Source organism: uncultured Flavobacterium sp. (genome assembly GCF_963925185.1).
Classification (GTDB): Bacteria; Bacteroidota; Bacteroidia; order Flavobacteriales; family Flavobacteriaceae; genus Flavobacterium.
On sequence record NZ_CAWURC010000032.1, the window covers coordinates 69,919 to 87,400 of the forward strand.

The window sequence follows — 17,482 nt, forward strand, 5'->3', positions numbered from 1 at the left end:
ATGACAGATGAAATTGCAAGATACTCAGACGCTGATTTAGCCGAGTTCAAAGAGCTTATACTTAAAAAAATTAACAAAGCACAATCCGATTTAAATTTAATCAAAAGTGCTTATATGAACGATTTAAATAACGGAACCGACGATACTTCGCCTACTTTCAAAGCGTTTGAAGAAGGAAGCGAAACTATGTCTAAGGAAGCTAATTCACAATTGGCAATCCGTCAGGAGAAGTTCATACGTGATTTGAAAAATGCTCTTTTCCGTGTAGAAAACAAGACGTATGGCGTTTGTAAAGTCACTGGGAAATTAATAAACAAAGACAGATTGTTGATTGTTCCTCATGCTACAATGAGTATCGAAGCTAAAAACATGCAACGATAATTCTATTTTATTAAACAATTAACGCTCTGTTTGGGGCGTTTTTTTTTAAACATTATTATGCGCGATTAAAATTCATAAAATGACATTACGAAAAGCTTATCTGATAGTTTTTATCCTATTAATTGTTGACCAATTTTCTAAAATATACATCAAGACTAATTTTGTTTATGGCGAAAGCGGACAAATTGATATTACCAGTTGGTTCAAAATCCTATTGATAGAAAACGAAGGAATGGCCTGGGGAAGAGTGATTCCAGGACTTTATGGCAAGTTGTTTCTTACGATTTTTCGTTTGGTTGCCGTAACAGGAATTGGCTATTGGCTTTGGGATTCTATCGAAAGAAAACACAGCTCGAACTATCTGATTGTTGCGATTGCTTTGATTCTTGCAGGCGCTTTTGGGAATATCATTGATTCTGTTTTTTATGGGGTAATTTTCGATGACAGCTACGGTCATTTAGCCACTTTATTTACAGATAAACCTTATGGAACTTGGTTTCACGGAAAAGTGGTTGATATGTTGTATTTTCCTTTATTCGAAGGAAACTGGCCAGAATGGATGCCTATTTGGGGCGGACAGCATTTTAAATTCTTCAATGCTATTTTTAACATTGCCGATATGGCGATTTCTACAGGTGTTGGGATTTTATTGGTTTTCAATAAGAAGGCATTTCACCATCATTATTAGGAACTTATTAACAGTAACGATTTGCCACCGTTATTCTGGATCTAGAATCAAAATTCATAAACCCCATTTGGAGTTACGCAATAATTGAGTTTCACGTCGTTTTCAAAAACATCTTGAATGATTGCATCTGGTTCAAAGAAGGACAGCCCAACTTTAATGATCTCTGAATTGCATTCTGCTAGAAATTTGTCATAAAATCCTTTGCCGTAGCCGGTACGATGTCCAGCATTGTCATAAGCCATAAGTGGTACAAAAACCACTTCAATTTTTCTGGTTGGCACTTCTAATCCATCAACGGGTTCGGGAATATTATATTTGTTTTTCTTAATTTTGGTGTTATCCGTCAAAAGGAAATGGATCATTTTTCGGGTTTGGAAATCACTTTTTGACATGATGATTTCCTTGTCTTTTCCGGCAAGCAAATGCAATATAAATTCGGTGTTGACTTCTTTTTGTTCGGTAATTGGGAGGAAAACATGGAAATAGGTTTTCTCCCAAATGGGAAGCTTTAGTACTTTATTGGCAATAGCCAAACTAAAATTTTCGACTTCAGTATCGCTTAATTCTTGCCTTTTGACTTTGTACTTTAGCCTTAACTCTTTTTTAAACATTGCTAATTAATTTCAATTCATTTATAAACGTTGTCAAATGTTGCACCTCGACGTGATCCATGAGTACAATTTTGTACCACTTGTTGTTGTCATTATGCTGCTCGGGTACTAAATCAAATTTTTTAGCAATTTCCTCAGGAATATGTTTTGATTGAATGGTCACAATATTCATAAAAGGCTCCCTGAAATATTTGATATTCAATTTGTCGAGTTCATGACACAAAAACCGGGTTCGCATCTGTAAAACGCTCACTTTTTCGAACCAGCCGAACGGGCCATACGTAAACAAAATCATCCAAACTGCGACGGCATTTGCGCCAGAACGACTTCCGCAAAGAGTTAAATCCATTCCTTCGACATATTCGGCTTCCTTAGTCAAAACGTTTTCAACAAGTCCTTTTCGACAAATAAAAACACCGGTTCCATACGGCGATTGAAGCATTTTATGGGCATCAATGGTAATAGAACTTATCTTTGAATTACTGAAATTAATGGTGAATTTTTGGTTACTAAACGGATACACAAAACCGCCGTAAGCACCATCAATATGTAGTTTGTATTCTAAATTGTGTTTTTCTAAAATAGAAGTATAATCTTCGGGATTGTCAACAGAACCAAACATAGTTGTTCCCATATTAGCAACCGCAATAAAATATTTTTTCCCGTTTTGTTTTGCTTTTATAACTTCGTTTTCTAACTCCGCCTTGTCAATTTCTCGTTTTTCAAAAGAAACAGGTATTTTTATAAAATCCAGCATCAAAACATTAGCTCCTTTCGGAATGGAATAATGGGTGTCTCCCGAAGCTAAAATGGCGATTTCATCTAATTTAGCTTCTTTTTTGTACATAAAAAAGTTGCGATACATCCACATCGCCTGAATGTTTGCCTCGGTTCCGCCAGGAGAAATATAACCATCAATCGAATCTGGCTGGGCTTTAAAAACATCGACCGCAAGAACATTTAATACTTCGCGTTCCATTTCTTGGGTTCCTTTGAATGCGCTTTCGGAAGATCCTAAAGTATGGCATCCAATATGATTTGGGTTTGCCACATAAGTCCGTAAAACGGGGGCATCCTTTAAAAATGGAGCGTCGTCATTGAATACTTTTCCATCTAGTTTTGAAGCGGGATACCCCAGGGAAGCATCTTTTGAATAATTCACATTTTCCCCTAGTGCCTTTTGGATTCTATTTTTTCGTTCTTCTTGCGAAAGTTTCTTCCAGTAAATCATTGCTAATATATTTTTACAAAGGTAATTTTATAAATCTTTATAAAGATCATAATCGTTAGGTTTATACTATTTCTGAATTTGGAACTTCGTGTTTTTCAGATTAACTTTGTTAGATGAATAACCCAACTCTCGAACTTCAAATTCAAACCCTGCCCGATGGTCCCGGCGTGTATCAATATTATGATAAGGAAGGTGCTATTTTATATGTGGGCAAAGCCAAGAATTTAAAGAAAAGAGTTTCCTCCTATTTCAATAAAATCCACGACACAGCAAAAACGAATGTGCTGGTCAAGAAAATTGTAACTATAAAACACATTGTTGTTCCCACTGAAACTGATGCGCTTTTGCTTGAAAATAATCTCATAAAAACGCTTCAACCACGCTACAACGTCCTGTTGCGTGACGACAAAAGTTATCCTTGGATTTGCATCAAAAAAGAACCCTTTTCACGAATATTTTCAACCAGAAGATTTGTCAAGGACGGCTCTGAATATTATGGTCCTTACACTAATTTTAAGACCGTGAATACCATTTTAGAATTAATAAAAGAGCTGTATCCGCTGCGAACTTGTAATTTTGACTTGAGTAAATCGAATATCGAAAGCGGAAAATTTAAAGTTTGTCTGGAATATCATATTGGCAATTGCAAGGGGCCTTGCGAAGGCCTTGAAACTTTGGAAAATTATCAAAAACAAGTGGATGCTATTCGTGAAATTCTGAAAGGAAATTTTAAGGAAAGCATGAAAGATTTCAAAAAACTGATGGCTAATTTGGCCAAGGCAATGCATTTTGAAGAAGCGCAAAAAATAAAAGAAAAAATTGAAGTTCTCGAAAATTACCAATCGCGTTCTACGATTGTTAATCCAAAAATCACAAATATTGACGTATTTTCGATAGTTTCTGACGAAAGCGCTGCCTTTGTAAATTTTTTGCAAATTTCCCATGGTTCGATAATTCGTTCCCACACAATGGAACTCAAAAAAAAACTGGACGAAACCGACGAAGAATTGTTGGAGTTGGCGATTATCGAACTGCGGGAACGTTTTCAATTATTGTCGAAAGAAGTTATTGTTCCATTTGGGGTTGATTTAGGCGAAAGTATAAAAGTCACCGTTCCGCAATTAGGCGGCAAAAAGCAAATTTTGGATTTATCAATTCGCAACGCTAAATTTTATAGAATCGAACAATTAAAACAACTTCAAATTGTAGATCCAGAAAGACATTCGAATAGAATTATGGCACAAATGCAGAAAGATTTACGTTTGCCAGTTGAACCACGTCATATTGAATGTTTTGATAATTCGAATATTCAAGGAACTAATCCCGTGGCAGCTTGTGTGGTGTTTAAAGACGGAAAACCCAGCAAAAAAGACTACCGCCATTTCAATATAAAAACAGTCGAAGGATCTGATGATTTTGCTTCAATGACAGAAGTGGTGTATAGACGATACAAACGATTATTAGACGAGAACGAGCCTTTGCCGCAGCTTATCATCATTGATGGTGGTAAAGGGCAACTGTCATCAGCATTGAAAAGCCTTGATGAATTAGGTTTGCGGGGTAAAATTGCCATAATTGGAATTGCAAAAAGGCTGGAAGAATTGTTTTATCCCGGCGATTCGATTCCTTTATATTTAGATAAAAAATCGGAGACATTGAAGGTAATTCAACAATTGCGGAATGAAGCACACCGTTTTGGAATAACATTTCATCGGGACAAAAGGAGTAAATCGGCGCTCAATTCTTCGATAGAAAGTATTCCGGGAATTGGAGAAAAAACGATGCTTTCTTTAATTCAACATTTCAAAAGTGTTAAAAGATTGAACTTAGCTACAGAAAAAGAAATTTCTGACGTTATAGGTTTGTCAAAAGCCAAAAAAATTACCGACTTTTACAAAAAAGAATAATTATGTTGAATAAGGCATTAGAAAACAGCCAAAAGGCAAAAGGCAAGAGTAATTTTGTTTTCAAGGCATTGTGTATTGCCTTTTGCCTTTTGCCTTTTGCTCTAATAGCTCAAGATACTATCAAAAGACCAAAAATAGGACTGGTTTTAAGTGGTGGTGGCGCTAAGGGATTTGCGCATATTGGTGTTTTGAAAGTTTTGGAACAAGCAGGAATTAAAATTGATTACATTGGCGGAACCAGTATGGGATCCGTTATTGGAGGACTTTATGCGGTGGGATATAGCGCCTCTCAAATTGATTCCATTTTTAGAAAAACTAATTTTGATGAATTACTTCAGGATTTTACTCCTAGAGCTTCTAAAAACTTCTACGAAAAAAGAAACGATGAGTTGTACGCAGTTGTTTTGCCTTTCAATAAATTTAAAGTTGGTATCCCCGAGGCACTTTCGAAAGGAATATACAATTACAATTTATTAACTACTCTTACAAGAAGTGTAAGGCACATAAGGGATTTTAATAAATTGAAAATTCCATTTTTATGTGTTGGCACCAATATAGAAACCGGAGAACAAGTTGTTTTAGATAGTGGCAATTTAGCCCATGCGATGATTGCCAGTTCTGCATTTCCTTCCTTGTTTTCTCCCGTAGAAATTGACGGAAAATTTATTGTAGATGGCGGTGTGGTTAATAATTATCCAATAGAAGAAATTAGAAAAATGGGTGCTGACATTATTATTGGCGTGGATGTTCAAGATGGTTTACTAGATCGAAATGAACTAACTGACGCAACTAAGATATTGGGGCAGATTTCAGCTTTTCAAACGATAGTAAAAATGGCACCAAAAATAAATGGCACCGATATTTACATAAAACCAGACATCAAAGATTACGGAATAATATCATTTAGCGAAGGCGAAGAAATTATTAGAAAAGGCGAAGAAGCCGCTTTTGCCGTATATGAAAAGTTACAGAAATATGGAAACAAAGAAAGTTTTGAAAAGAATAATTTAAAACCACAAGTTGATAGCCTTCACATAAATAAGATTGTTGTAAACAATTTGAAAAACCACACTTCATTGTATGTAAAAGGAAAATTACCTTTTGAAGCAGGTGACAACATTAGCTATGCCGATTTAAAAGAAGGAATAGACAATCTAAACGCCACTCAAAATTTTAGTGCCATAAACTATTCATTAGAAGACAATAATTCAAAAGATGATTTAATATTAACCTTAATGGAAAGTACGAGCAAGACATTTTTGAAATTTGGGCTGCATTATGATGACTTGTTTAAAAGTGGGGTCTTAGTAAATTTAACCCATAAAAAAATATTTTTTAAAAACGACATTACTTCCTTGGATTTCGTTCTAGGGGACAATTTTAGATATAATTTAGATTATTATATTGACAACGGATTTTATTGGAGTTTTGGGTTTAAATCCCAATTTAATAAATTTAATAAAAATGTGACTAAAGAAATAGCAGGATTAAACTTAGCTGCTTTTAATATAAACTCCATCAACGTGGATTTTTCAGACTCAACGAACCAAGCCTATTTACAGACTATGCTCACGCAAAAATTTACATTAGGGTTGGGAGTCGAACTTAAATTTTTAGACATTCGGTCAGAAACGCTTACAAGTATAGCTCCTATTATTGATAAAAGTGATTACGTTAGCGCTTTTGGGTATGTTAAATACGATTCTTTCGACAATAAATACTTTCCTAAAACAGGCTGGTACTTTTCAGGCGACTTTCAGTCCTATCTATTTTCCTCAAATTACACGAAACAATTCACCCCATTTTCTATTGCAAAAGCAGATTTAGGAATAGCGATAACCCTTTTCAAAAAAACAGCCCTTAAGGTTCAAACCGAAGGTGGTTTTGCTCTAGGAGGACAAAGCGTGTCCTTTTTTAATTTTGTTTTGGGAGGGTATGGGTACAATACAGTAGATAATATCAAACATTTTTATGGCTATGATTTTTTAAGTTTAGCGGCAAATAGTTATTTAAAATCTTCTGCAACTATTGATTGTGAAATTTTTAAAAAAAACCACTTGAATTTTACGGCAAATTATGCTAACATAAAGGACGATCTTTTTCAATCTATGGATTGGTTTTCGCTTCCAAAGCATTCGGGTTATGCTATCGGTTATGGTCTGGAAACCATTGTTGGGCCATTAGAAATTAAACATTCGTGGTCGCCTGAAAACAAAACAGGATATACTTGGTTCAGTCTTGGGTTTTGGTTTTAATTTACAAAAACCCGATGTCTTTTGTTTTATAAAAATAAAAGAAATGCGAGTAATACAGTAAAAGTGTCTTTTTTTTATACTATGTGAAAAAATAAACCGTTTTGAATCAAACCCATACAAATGTTATGTTAAACTTTGTTTTTCATTAAAAAAAAATAAGATGTTGATTATCTTTGTACTCGAAAACAGGAAGGGGTGGTTTCCTTCTTTAAATTCATATAAATTTTAAAGATTTATAATTTTTGGTTAGTTAATAGCATAAAAACTCAGTCATTATTTGACTGAGTTTTTTTGTTTTAATACATTTGGAACAAAATTTGTATCTGCAGCCCAAAAATAACCCAAAAATGAAAAAAATAATTCTACTATTTCTATTTGTTACTATTGTAAGTTTTGATTCCCAAAAAGAAGACACTTATGATGTGGGCGAATGGTTTAAATTTAGAATTCATTACGGATTTATAAATGCAGGCTATGCAACTATGGAGGTAAAAGAAGCTTTTATAAACAAACGAAAAGTTTTTCGCGTTGTGGGCAAGGGATACACAACAGGAATGTCTCGATTTTTTTTTAAAGTAGATGATCTTTACGAAAGTTATATCGACAAGGAAACAAGAAATCCTTATCAGTATCTAAGGAAAATCGACGAGGGGGGTTATACCAAAAGCCAAGAGGGTTTTTTTAATCAATTAGAAAATAAAATTCTTGTGAAAGATTATAAAAACAAAACCGAAAAAACGCTTGACATCCCGAAAAACACTCAAGATATTATGTCGTCCTTTTATTATTTGCGAAATCATCCAAGTATTGATAAAATAAAACAAGGGGAATTCATCGCTATTGACATGTTTTTTGATGATGAAACCACAAAATTTAAGTTAAAATTTATAGGTCGTGAAGATATTACAACTAAATTTGGAGTTATTTCGACAATGATCTTTAGGCCGTTAGTACAATCTGGGCGCGTTTTTAAAGAGCAAGAAAGTTTAACCATATGGATTTCAGACGATGACAACAAATTACCAGTTCGAATAAAAGCCAATCTAGCAGTAGGATCAATCAAGGCCGACTTGGACGCTTTTAAAGGGTTAAAAAATCCATTTATAATAAAACATATTCAATAATAACATCAATTCGGAAACGGTTTTTTGAACAGTATAAAGCAAAAACTGAGCTAAAAAATAATCAAACCCCGAAAGTGATCTTTCATATTTTAGAATTATGAGAGATTTTGATTTAAAAAAATAATTTAATTGCATAATTTACACTTTTTGAAAAACACACACTTTGCGTTAATCATCGTATTAATACTGTTTTCTTGTAAAAATTCAGATTCAGTTAACTTAACCCCAGAAGAAAAGCCGCGAACCGAAATAGAACAATTCGGATTCAAATCCAATGATTTTAACATTTTAAACGACACGATAAAAAAAGGAGACACTTTTGGCAGTATTATTGAAAACCAAAATCTTGGAGATAAAAAAATCTATACCATTATCGAAAAGGCAAGAGACAGTTTTAACGTAAGAAACGTTAGAATAGGAAAAGCATTTACTTTTATAAGATCAAAAGACCGTTACAAAAAGTTACGAGCTATTGTTTATCAACCAGATAGGGTTAATTATTATGTTATTGATTTGAGAGATTCTGTCTTGGTATATAAAAAAGCTAGACCCATCAGTATTAAACAAAGAACAATTGCCGGAAAATTAGACGGATCTTTGTCTCAAGCACTAAACAAACAAGGAGTTGATGCAGCTTTGTCTGATAAATTGACAAAAGTATATGCCTGGTCAATCGACTTTTTTAAATTACAAAAAGGAGATAAATTTGCCGTTACTTTTACCGAAAGATATATAGACGACACCATTTATGATGGCGTTGATAGCTTAAAAGCCGCTTTTTTTGAGTATAGAGGAAAATTAATTTATGCATTCCCTTTTGCACAAAACCCAAATTCCGTCAAACTAGATTATTATGATGATAGTGGAAAAGCACTTAAGAATTTCTTCCTTAAAGCGCCACTTAAATTTGTAAATATCACTTCGCATTTTACTAAAAACAGATTTCATCCTGTGCAACTCAGATGGAAAGCGCACAAAGGAACAGATTATGCTGCGCCAACTGGAACCTCAATCATGACTACTGCGGCCGGGATTGTAGAACAAACCGGATACTCGGCAGGAAATGGAAATTTCGTAAAAGTAAAACACGACAAAACATACTCGACACAATACTTACATATGTCAAAAATCTTAGTTAGAAGAGGACAAAAAGTTACTCAAGGTAGTGTCATAGGAAAAGTAGGAAGCACAGGGCTAGCAACAGGACCGCATGTATGTTATCGATTTTGGAAAAACGGAGTGCAAGTTGATGCTTTAAAACTAAAACTACCCAATTCCCAACCAATGGACAAGAAAAACTTACCCCGCTTTATGACTCAAATGAAACCTTTGAAAAGAGAATTGGACAGTGTTGCAAATTTATAGACCAAAAAAGCGGCTCTTATTTAAAAACTAATAGTGTAAATTTACACTTCGAAAAACGAAAAAATTAATCAAATACAAGAATCAATACATAATGGCGTTGCAAAATATAAATCCAACAACAACAACCTCTTGGTTAAAACTTCAGAATCATTTTAAGGAAATGCAGAATGCTTCAATGAAGGAAATGTTCAAAGAGGACAGCACAAGAACAGCACAATTTCATATACAATGGAATGATTTCGTAGTCGATTATTCAAAGAATATTATCAACAAAGAAACGATGAAGTTGCTTCTTGAATTGACAAACGAAATGCAATTAAAAGAGGCAATTGCAAAATATTTTGAGGGCGATATCATTAATCAAACTGAAAACAGGGCGGTTTTGCATACCGCTTTGCGCGCACCATCATTATCAAATGTAAAAGTTGACGGAGAAAATGTAATCCCTGAAATTTTTGAGGTAAAGAACAAAGTAAAAAACTTCACAAACGAAGTGGTAAACGGTGAAAGAAAAGGATTTACAGGAAAAGCATTTACAGATATAGTAAATATTGGAATTGGAGGTTCAGACCTTGGGCCCGCAATGGTTGTTGAAGCTTTGCAGTTTTATAAAAATCATTTGAACCTTCATTTCGTGTCGAATGTGGATGGCGATCACGTAAACGAGATTATCAAAAAATTAAATCCAGAGACAACCCTTTTTGTTATTGTTTCTAAAACATTTACCACGCAAGAAACCTTGACCAATTCCGAAACCATAAGAAAATGGTTCTTACAATCCGCAAAGCAAGAAGATGTTGCCAAACATTTTGTGGCGGTTTCGACCAATATTCAAAAAGTTACTGAATTTGGTATAAACCCCGACACTATTTTTCCAATGTGGGATTGGGTTGGTGGTCGTTTTTCACTTTGGAGTGCCGTTGGTCTTTCAATTAGTTTGGCTGTTGGTTATGATAATTTTGATGAATTATTGTCTGGAGCCAATGAAATGGACAATCATTTCAAAACCGAGTCTTTTGACGAAAACATCCCAGTGGTATTGGCTTTGCTAAGCATTTGGTACAACAACTTTTTTGGATCTGAAAGTGAGGCATTAATTCCATATACTCAATATTTACAAAAACTGGCTCCCTACTTGCAACAAGGCATCATGGAAAGCAATGGAAAAAGCATTGGTCGTGATGGAAATCCGGTTAATTATCAAACCGGAACAATAATTTGGGGAGAACCGGGTACTAATTCGCAACACGCCTTTTTTCAATTAATTCATCAAGGAACTAAGTTGATCCCTACGGATTTTATTGGATTTATAAAGCCGTTATACGGAAACGAAGACCATCACAATAAGTTGATGTCTAACTTTTTTGCCCAAACTGAAGCATTATTAAACGGAAAAACGGCAGTACAAGTTCAATCTGAATTTAACAAACAAGGACTTGCTGCAGAAAAAGCGGAATTTCTTTTGCCTTTTAAAGTTTTTAACGGAAACAAGCCTACAAATACAATTCTAATCGAAAAATTGACACCAAAAACCCTAGGATCTTTAGTTGCTTTATATGAGCACAAGATTTTCGTACAAGGAATTATCTGGAATATTTTTAGTTATGACCAATGGGGTGTAGAACTTGGTAAACAATTAGCCGATTCAATTCTTGATGAAATACATTGCTTCGCCAGTTCGAGCAGAGCTCTCGGGTCTAAAACCGTAAATCAACACGATAGTTCAACAACATTTTTATTAAACCACTTTTTAAATAAAAAATAAACCCCACGACTTTAGAATATTATAACACCTATATGTTTAGACCTTTTATTTTACAATGAAATTAAGATTTTTTGTATAAAACTTAAGATGTTTTTTTTAATTTAAGTTTTTTTTGGCATTATTTATTAACCATGGCAATAATCCTATTTTATTTATAATTCTTTGAAAATTAACCACATGACTGTTTTTTTTATTAACAAACTGCAAATAAAAAACGATATTTTATTAACACTGTTTTATTAAAAAATATTTTATTAACATTTCCTTAACATTATTATTGATAAAATGTTAGATTTTTGCCAAAACTAATAAACAAAAGAACAATGAAAACAATGAAAAATTGGTTACTCTCTGGATTACTATTTATGGTAGTTTCGACGGTGTTTTCTCAAGGAAAAATCACGGGAAAAATCACCGATGGTCAAAACTCTTTACCTGGTGCAAATGTTGCCGTTAAAGGAGTTAAAGCCGGTGCAGCATCAGATATTGATGGAAAATTCTCAATTAACGCTACAACTAGCGCTGGAGAATTGGTTATTTCTTTTATAGGTTATGCCGCAAAGACAATTAAGTTCGTGGTTTCAAATGGAGCTACAACAGATTTAGGAACAATAGTTCTGACTGCTAATTCAAATGAATTAGAAGAAATTGTGGTAACATCTGGAGTTATAGATGTTGCAAAAGACAGAAAAACGCCTGTAGCTGTTTCTACAATTAAAGCATCAGAAATTCAAGAAAAATTAGGAAGTCAAGAATTTCCTGAAATTTTAGCAAATACACCTTCAGTTTATGTAACAAAACAAGGGGGTGGCTTTGGAGATTCAAGAATCAACATTCGTGGTTTCGACCAAAGAAACGTAGCGGTTATGATTAATGGGGTTCCAGTAAATGATATGGAAAACGGAGCTGTTTATTGGAGTAACTGGGCGGGTTTGTCTGACGTAACGTCTGCTATGCAAGTTCAAAGAGGTTTGGGTTCTTCTAAACTAGCTATTTCTTCTGTAGGAGGAACTATCAATGTTGTAACAAGAACATCTGAAATGAAAGAAGGCGGAGTTGTTTCAACTAGTCTTGGAAACGACAATTACTTAAAAACACAAGCGTCTTACAATACGGGAATCATGGAAAATGGTTTATCTGCTTCTGTTTTGTTAAGCTCTACAACCGGAAATGGATATGCTGACGGAACTAAATTTGAAGGCAAAAATTATTTTATCGCTTTAGGGTATAAAATAAATGACAAGAATGATTTTCAATTTACTTTTACAGGTGCGCCGCAATGGCACAATCAAAGAAGTTTTGCAAATCCAATTTCTGAATACTTGAAATATGGAACTGATGGCAAACCAAACATCAAATACAGTTCTGACTGGGGATACAAAAACGGAGAAGAATATTCTTTGGCTAAAAATTTCTATCACAAACCAGTAATGTCTCTTAACTGGGATTATAAAATCAGTGAAAAAACCAAATTATCATCTGTATTCTATGGCTCATGGGGTCGTGGTGGAGGAACAGGAAGTATTGGTAAAAGCCCTTATTCTGCTTCATACAAAACAGCTGATGGTTTACTACCTTTTGATGAATTTGTTAAATATAACACAGGACAAGCTAATAGTATTGGAGCACCTCTTTCTAAAAACGCAAATGGGGATTATATAACCAATAGAAGCACAGGGTTTACTAGAAGAGCTTCAATGAACTCTCACAATTGGTACGGTACTGTAATTGATTTGAATACAAAATTAAGCGATAGATTAACACTTGATTTTGGTGTTGATGCAAGAACTTATGCTGGTTACCACTATAGAATGATTAACGACAGATTGGGAGCCGATGCGTATTTTGACAATAAAGACATCAATAATCCAAATAGAACTTTGTTACAGACTTATTCAGCTACACCAAGTTTGAATCCATGGACAAATATTAAAGACCAAGAAAAAATCGAATATAACAACAATGGTTATGTAAGATGGTTGGGAGCCTTTACCCAATTAGAGTATTCAAATGACAATCTTTCTGCTTTTTTCCAAGGAGCCGTTTCTCAACAAGGGTTTCAAAGAGAGGATACTTTCATATATTTAAAAACCGATCCGCTATACAAAACAGAATTTGAAAATATTTTAGGAGGAAATGTAAAAGGAGGAGTTAACTATAATATCAACGAACAACAAAATGTGTTTTTCAATTCAGGATATTATTCAAAACAACCCAATTTCAATGCAGTGTATCCAAACAATAAATCTATAGTTGGTGATAACTTAACCAATGAAAAAATACTAGGTTTAGAAGCAGGATATGGTTTTAGTTCAAGAATGTTTAATGCTAAATTAAACATATATTATACATCTTGGAAAGATAGATACCAAAGAGCTGGCGATTCTTCAGCTGATAACATAGGTGGATATTATGATTACACAGGAATTACTGAAATTCACTCTGGTGTTGAGTTAGAAATGAACGCAAGACCAATGCCTAAATTAAACATTAACGCAATGATCTCTGTTGGGGACTGGAATTACAGCGGAAACTCTATCAGTAATAGATATGATGCAAATAATGCCCCAGTTGGCGGAACAGCTAAGACTTTATATTTAGACGGTTTAAAAGTGGGTGATGCTGCACAAACAACCGCAAGCATTGGTGCTAAATATGAATTGGTTGAAAGAGTAAGCATTGATGCAAACTACAGAGTTGCACAAAAATTATATGCTTCAATCGACGCTTCAAAATTTACTACTGAAGTAAACACTGGTACTTTAGAATTGCCTTCATATGGTTTGATGGATGTTGGTTTTTCATACAAGATGCTTTCTAGTAAAAACAGAAATTCAGTAAACTTTAGATTAAATATAAACAATGTTTTGGATGATGTTTATATTTCTGAATCAAGAACTAATAATTTTGCTACTCCTACAAGTACAAATTACAATGGAGTAAATGTTACAAACCAAGTTTACTTTGGTTTTGGAAGAACTTGGAACTTTAGTGTTCGTTACAATTTCTAAACTATAATTTCAATACTATAAAAAGGGCATCCGCTTTTAGCGCGATGCCTTTTTTTTATGCTTTTTTTATTTATATTTGTTAAATCAAAAAACTTATTTATGTACGAAATCATTCAAAAATTGCATTCTGGCTGGGCTTATTTAGCATTTTTAGTATTAGTAATTGCGGTTGTCAATTCACTTGTTGGGTTGGTTTCCAAAAAAGAATTTACTGAAAGAGACCGGAAAATTTCACTGTTTGGCTTGGTTGCCATTCATACCCAATTATTAATTGGTTTAATCGTTTATTTTGTTTCTCCTTTAGGTTTGTCTTCATTAGGACAAATGAAGGACGCTACTTTACGATTAACTTCATTAGAACATCCGTTGATGAATATCATTGGGATTACTTTGATTACCATTGGCTGGATGAAGCATAAAAAATCAACAACAAGTGCATCTAAATTCCAAATTTTTTCCATTTATTATGGACTGGGATTAATCCTCATTTTGAGCAAAATTCCCTGGGGTTTGTGGTTCTAAAAAACAGTAAAAAGTCCTTTTTAGGACTTTTTTTATCAAGCTCTAGTTCCTCCAAATCGAATTCAAAATCACATAAATGAAAAACATTTTCATTCTTTTACTTTCTTTTATAATTGTGAATTTTGCAAGTGGCCAATCTACGACTAAGGAAAAGCAAAAGATCTTGGCTAAAAGAGACAGCGTCCAAAAAAACACGATTCTTGTTGTAAACCAAGAAAAGCCTTCCTTGTTAAAAGACACAGCGAACAATAAAAAAACAATTTTTATTAATCAAGGGATCGTTTTAGACACCTTATCAATTGGAAAAGGAAAATTGTTTAAAAAAGAGGCACGTGCCTCTTATTATGCTGATAAATTTAATGGTAGAAAAACAGCAAGCGGAAGAAAATTTGACAACAATAAATACACTGCGGCTCATAAAAAACTTCCTTTTGGAACCAAGGTAAAAGTCACCAATATCGACAGTGGAAAATCAGTAATCGTTGAAATTATTGACAGAGGACCATTTGTAAAATCACGAGAAATCGACCTCTCTAAACGCGCTTTTATGGATATTGCAAAAAATAAAGGAATTGGAGTTATGATGGTAAACATCGAAATACTAGAATAATATTTACTTCCATTTTGTAAAAGGACTCTTGCTCAAATAAGAATTATAAAATCGTTTGTCATGGGTGACTTCTGTTCCAAGCCAGATTGGTTTTCCGAAAGTTTCGGTTTCTGAACCAAGTTCGACTTCGGCTACAATCAAACCTTCATTTTCACCGTAGAATTCGTCCACTTCAAAAATGTGAGACCCTACTTTTACTTCAAAACGGGTTTTGTCAATTACCCCTTTTTCACACAATTTCAATAATTCTTTTGCTTCATCTATTGGAATTTCTTTCTCCCATTCAAAACGCGACAGGCCGGATTCATTTGAGACCCCTTTTATAGTCAAGAATCCCTTATTTCCTTTTATTCGAACCCTAACGGTTCGTTCTGGAACGGAGCTCAAATAGCCCTGTGTAATTCGGTTTTGGGTAAAAGCTTCTCTTTTGAAAGCATCGGAGGACACGAGAAATTTTCTTTCTATTTCTATCATTTTGTCATTGCGAGGAATTGCGAGGCACGAAGCAAAGCAATCTATTGATATTTCCGTTGTAATTTACTTCTTCAAATGTATAAAAATCTTCGATTAACTTGGAGTAAATTTTTTCCATAAATTTGCCCTATGCCCGAAACAAATCCAAATAGAAAAATCATCCACATCGATATGGACGCTTTCTTTGCCTCAGTAGAGCAAATGGATAATCCGACATTGCGGGGAAAACCTGTTGCAGTTGGCGGTTCGGAAAACCGTGGCGTTGTTGCTGCGGCAAGTTATGAAGCCCGTAAATTTGGAGTTCGAAGTGCAATAAGCGGAGTTTTGGCTAAAAAAAATTGTCCTGATTTGATTTTTGTTAAACCAAGATTTGAGCGTTACAACGAAATATCGGTTAAAATCCGAAAGATATTTTACGAATATACCGATTTAGTCGAGCCACTTTCGCTTGATGAAGCCTATCTCGATGTTACGACAAACAAAAAGGGAAACCCAAGTGCGACTTTATTGGCTCAGGAAATCAGATTGCGAATTCTCAACGAAGTTGGATTAACAGCCTCGGCTGGGATTTCGGTCAATAAGTTTGTAGCAAAAATAGCAAGCGATTACAATAAGCCCAATGGGCAAAAAACTGTTAATCCAGATGAGGTTGTTTCTTTTTTAGAAACGTTAGCTATCCGAAAGTTTTATGGTGTGGGGAAAGTCACCACCGAAAAAATGTACCAATTGGGAATTTTTACGGGTTTGGAATTGAAAGGAAAATCATTGGAATTCTTGGAGAGAAATTTCGGAAAATCAGGAAATTTTTATTATAACGTGGTGCGAGGCATTCACAACAGTGAAGTAAAATCAGATAGAATTACGAAATCGGTGGCCGCCGAACACACTTTTGACATCAATCTATCTTCCGAAATTTTTATGATGGAACAGTTGGAAAAAATCGCAACCCTATTAGAAAAAAGACTAAAGAAACACAGTATCGCCGGTAAAACGATCACATTGAAAATTAAATACAGCGATTTTACGCAACAAACCCGTAGTAAAACTTTGCCCTACTTTATTTCTGACAAAGTATTGATTTTAGAAACCGTAAAAGAGCTTTTGTATCAGGAACGGATGAAAGATTCCGTTCGATTGTTGGGAATATCTCTGAGTAATTTAAACACAGAAGAGAAAAAGACGGTCGTCGTTCAATTGAAATTTGCTTTTTAATAAATAAACCACGCAGGAAAGCGTGGTTTTGAAATTTTAAAAAGAGGTGTCTTATTTATTTTCTGCTTGAAAGTTTAGATAGCAATCTTAAAAATTCAATATACAACCAAACCAAGGTTATCATCAAGCCCATAGCGCCGAACCATTCCATATATTTTGGCATTTTTTGTTCCACTCCTTTTTCGATTCGATCAAAATCCAAGAAAAGATTCAATGCTGCGATTACAATCACAAAAACGCTGATACCGATGCTCATCATCGAATTACCGTAATGAACAGGGACAAAACTGGTAAACATTGAAAACAGCCAAGAAATTAAGTAGTAG

At 34.3% G+C, this 17,482-nt stretch carries 15 protein-coding genes; 11 read left to right on the top strand and 4 right to left on the bottom strand.

The genetic code is table 11. The annotated features are described in order from the left end of the window. Complete coding sequence (locus AABM59_RS07955) at positions 1–381, top strand: TraR/DksA C4-type zinc finger protein (protein WP_338408431.1); 381 nt, start codon at positions 1–3, stop codon at positions 379–381. 79 nt (positions 382–460) lie between these two features. After that, complete coding sequence (locus AABM59_RS07960) at positions 461–1,069, top strand: lipoprotein signal peptidase (RefSeq protein ID WP_338408432.1); 609 nt, start codon at positions 461–463, stop codon at positions 1,067–1,069. A gap of 47 nt (positions 1,070–1,116) precedes the next feature. Here the strand turns inward: AABM59_RS07960 and AABM59_RS07965 are convergent, their stop codons facing one another. After that, entirely contained in the window at positions 1,117–1,680 is a 564-nt protein-coding gene (locus AABM59_RS07965) for a 5-formyltetrahydrofolate cyclo-ligase (RefSeq protein WP_338408433.1), read from the bottom strand. Beyond that, positions 1,673–2,911, bottom strand: a complete 1,239-nt coding sequence (locus AABM59_RS07970) for a pyridoxal-dependent decarboxylase (protein ID WP_338408434.1) — start codon at positions 2,909–2,911, stop codon at positions 1,673–1,675. Before AABM59_RS07970 ends, AABM59_RS07965 begins: the two co-directional genes overlap by 8 nt. Before the next feature lie 113 nt (positions 2,912–3,024). Between AABM59_RS07970 and uvrC the strand changes: the two genes are divergently transcribed. From uvrC to AABM59_RS08010, 8 genes are all read left to right on the top strand, one after another. Continuing rightward, positions 3,025–4,818 carry an excinuclease ABC subunit UvrC gene (gene uvrC / locus AABM59_RS07975; RefSeq protein WP_338408435.1) on the top strand — a complete coding sequence of 598 codons (1,794 nt, stop codon included), beginning with the start codon at positions 3,025–3,027 and terminating at the stop codon, positions 4,816–4,818. A gap of 2 nt (positions 4,819–4,820) precedes the next feature. Next, positions 4,821–7,073 (top strand): patatin-like phospholipase family protein, encoded by a 2,253-nt coding sequence (locus AABM59_RS07980; protein WP_338408436.1) that lies wholly within the window; start codon positions 4,821–4,823, stop codon positions 7,071–7,073. A 347-nt stretch (positions 7,074–7,420) separates the two neighbouring features. Beyond that, on the top strand, positions 7,421–8,197 hold the full coding sequence (locus tag AABM59_RS07985; protein ID WP_338408437.1) for a DUF3108 domain-containing protein: 777 nt from the start codon (positions 7,421–7,423) through the stop codon (positions 8,195–8,197). 147 nt (positions 8,198–8,344) lie between these two features. Then, on the top strand, positions 8,345–9,562 hold the full coding sequence (locus AABM59_RS07990; RefSeq protein ID WP_338408438.1) for a peptidoglycan DD-metalloendopeptidase family protein: 1,218 nt from the start codon (positions 8,345–8,347) through the stop codon (positions 9,560–9,562). 91 nt (positions 9,563–9,653) lie between these two features. After that, a complete protein-coding gene (gene pgi / locus AABM59_RS07995; protein ID WP_338408439.1) occupies positions 9,654–11,327 on the top strand; it encodes a glucose-6-phosphate isomerase in 1,674 nt (557 codons plus the stop codon). 323 nt (positions 11,328–11,650) lie between these two features. Beyond that, positions 11,651–14,338, top strand: a complete 2,688-nt coding sequence (locus AABM59_RS08000) for a TonB-dependent receptor (RefSeq protein WP_338408440.1) — start codon at positions 11,651–11,653, stop codon at positions 14,336–14,338. Between the two features lie 99 nt (positions 14,339–14,437). Then, a complete protein-coding gene (locus tag AABM59_RS08005; protein ID WP_338408441.1) occupies positions 14,438–14,860 on the top strand; it encodes a hypothetical protein in 423 nt (140 codons plus the stop codon). A gap of 76 nt (positions 14,861–14,936) precedes the next feature. Next, positions 14,937–15,470, top strand: coding sequence for a septal ring lytic transglycosylase RlpA family protein (locus AABM59_RS08010; RefSeq protein WP_338408442.1), 534 nt, complete (start codon positions 14,937–14,939; stop codon positions 15,468–15,470). A 3-nt stretch (positions 15,471–15,473) separates the two neighbouring features. Here AABM59_RS08010 and AABM59_RS08015 read toward each other — a convergent pair whose 3' ends face one another. Then, positions 15,474–15,944 (bottom strand): CYTH domain-containing protein, encoded by a 471-nt coding sequence (locus AABM59_RS08015; RefSeq protein ID WP_338408443.1) that lies wholly within the window; start codon positions 15,942–15,944, stop codon positions 15,474–15,476. 129 nt (positions 15,945–16,073) lie between these two features. On the opposite strand from AABM59_RS08015, the gene dinB reads away from it, so the two are divergent. Then, on the top strand, positions 16,074–17,156 hold the full coding sequence (gene dinB, locus AABM59_RS08020) for a DNA polymerase IV (RefSeq protein WP_338408444.1): 1,083 nt from the start codon (positions 16,074–16,076) through the stop codon (positions 17,154–17,156). Positions 17,157–17,211: 55 nt separating this feature from the next. Here dinB and AABM59_RS08025 read toward each other — a convergent pair. Then, a partial coding sequence (locus AABM59_RS08025) for a Bax inhibitor-1/YccA family protein (protein WP_338408445.1) occupies positions 17,212–17,482 on the bottom strand: 271 nt, incomplete at its 5' end.